Annotated in this window: 1 pseudogene; it reads right to left on the bottom strand. The window is 40.1% G+C overall.

Going from position 1 to position 304, the window contains the following annotated elements:
• Positions 1–304, bottom strand: a pseudogene (locus AAEY83_RS13795) (DUF547 domain-containing protein); the annotation flags it as partial.

Raw genomic sequence — 304 nt, 5'->3', positions numbered from 1 at the left:
GGGTACTTAGTCAATATAAGTTCAACAGTCCACGCATTATAAGCATTGATTAAAAAAGCGAGTTGCTTAGGCTTTTCCCAAGCGTCAAATTCGCTTTGTGTTACAGCACTTAACGAATCTAAATACGTTTTTAGCTGTGCATGCTCACGTTTTATGGCTGCGTAATCAACCTCTGTGCTGTGATTATGGTTAATCGCTACAACATGCTTATTTAGTAATGCATTCCAGCTATCGTGCATGTTTTGGGCTTGGGCCGAAAATGATGTTGCAACTAAAGCCGAACCAAGTAGCAATGCTTTTAGAG

Origin of the sequence: Psychrobacter sp. TB20-MNA-CIBAN-0197 (genome assembly GCF_040309765.1) — a bacterium.
Lineage (GTDB): Bacteria > Pseudomonadota > Gammaproteobacteria > Pseudomonadales > Moraxellaceae > Psychrobacter > Psychrobacter submarinus.
The sequence above is the reverse complement of the archived record's forward strand: the minus strand, read 5'-3'. Positions and strand labels throughout refer to the sequence as shown.